Below are 1,911 nucleotides of genomic sequence, written 5' to 3'. Positions count from 1 at the left end.
ATGAGGAACCATTACGCCTTTGGGTTTTCCGGTTGAACCGGAGGTATAGATGACGTAGGCGAGCGCGTCTGGATCGATGGTGACGGCAGGATTTGTGGCGGGCTCGGCGTCGAGCAATGACCGGTCGCGATCGAGCAGGATCAGGCGTGTTCCGGTATTGGCGACGCGGTCGATAAAGCGCTCCTCGCTGATCACCACCGGCACGCCGGTGTCCTCCAACATGAAGGCCAGCCGCTCGCGCGGGTATTCCGGATCGAGCGGCACATAGGCGCCGCCGGCCTTCAGGATGCCGAGTAGCGCCACCACCACCTCGTGGCTGCGCTCCATGCATACTCCGACCAGTGTCTCAGGCCCTACGCCCTGTCGCCGCAGATGGTGTGCCAGCTGATTGGCCCTGGTGTTCAGCTCGTCATAGCTCAACTGCTCCGCCCCGAACACCACGGCCGTCGCTTCCGGCGTCTGTCGCGCTTGCTCCTCGAACAGTTCGTGCAGGCAGAGTTCCGATACCGGCGCCGTCGTGGCATTCCACTCTCGCAGCAATTGGTCCCGCTCTGCCGCACTCAGCAATTCCAGCCGGCTCAGCTGTGCTTCCGGATCCGCCGCCGCATGCTCGAGCAGGCGTACATAATGCCCGGCCATGCGCTCGATCGTTGCCCGGTCGAACAATGCCGTCGCATACTCCAGCTCTGCCAGCAGATCTCCCTCTGATCCTTCCTCCAACTGCAGGGTCAGGTCGAACTTCGCCACTTCCCATGGCGCCGTCAGCGGCTCAGCCACCAGCCCGGACAGGTCAAAGTGCACCGGCGCCGTGTTCTGGAACACAAACATTACCTGGAACAACGGATTGCGTGATAGATCGCGTTCCGGCTGAAGTTCATCCACCAGACGCTCGAACGGCACGTCCTGATGGGCATAGGCGGTCAGCGCCGTCTCCCGCACCCGCTCTACGAGCTCGCCGAAGCTGGGGTCACCTGACAACTCAGTACGCAGCACCAAAGTGTTGATGAAGAAGCCGATCAACGGCTCCACCTCCAGCCGCGTGCGTCCGGCGATCGGCGTGCCAACAGCAAGGTCGTTCTGCCCGGTGTAGCGAGCCAGCAAGGCCTGGAACCCCGATAGCAGGACCATAAAGGGTGTTGCCCCGCGGCTTCGACCCAACTCACTCAGCCGCTGCGCTAGCCCCGCTGGAATGGAGAAGGCGACAGTGTCGCCGGCAGGCACCCGCTGTGGCGTTCGCGGCCGGTCTGTCGGCAGCTCCAGCGGCTCCAACCCGGCAAGCTGGTCTCGCCAATAGTCGAGCTGGCGCTCCAGCACTGGTCCCGACAGCCAATCGCGCTGCCACTGTGCGAAGTCGGCATATTGCACTGGCAAAGCTGGGAGCCCCGCAGGCCGGTCCTCGACGAAGGCGCTATACAGCACGGATAGCTCACGCGCCAGAATGTCGAGTGACCAGCCGTCGGATGCGATGTGATGCATTGTCACCAGCAGGACATGCTCAGCTTCCGTCAGGCACACCAGAGTTGCCCGGATCACCGGACCTTGCGCCAGGTCGAAAGGCTGCCTGCTGTCCGCCAGCAGGACTTCCTGCAGGCGCTGCTCGCGTTCGTCATCGTCGTCAAGATGGCGCAGATCGATCTGGATCAAAGGCACCGCGGCGCTGGCATCGATCACTTGCATCGGATCACTGTCGGTGGCGACGTACCGGGTGCGCAGTACCTCATGTCGGTTCGCCAATGCATCCAGCGCCTGCCTTAGCGCCGCCGCATCAAGCACACCGTGCAGCCGCAACGCCAAGGGAAGCAGGTACTCGACGCTGTTCGGTTCGAGCCGGTCGAGGAACCATAGACGCTGCTGCCCGAACGACAGAGCCAACGGTCCACTCCGATCCATCGGCAATATCGATGGCGCTCC

General features: G+C 63.1%; 1 protein-coding gene. It reads right to left on the bottom strand.

Annotated elements, in window-relative coordinates; genetic code table 11:
• A partial coding sequence (locus ACIQWP_RS31860; protein ID WP_402796481.1) for a condensation domain-containing protein occupies positions 1-1,872 on the bottom strand: 1,872 nt, incomplete at its 3' end.
• Positions 1,873-1,911: the final 39 nt, after the last annotated feature.

This window comes from Rhizobium sp. NPDC090279, assembly GCF_044769665.1.
Classification (GTDB): Bacteria; Pseudomonadota; Alphaproteobacteria; order Rhizobiales; family Rhizobiaceae; genus Rhizobium.
Note: the sequence above shows the minus strand (reverse complement) of the source record. Positions and strands in the feature narration are given on the sequence as shown.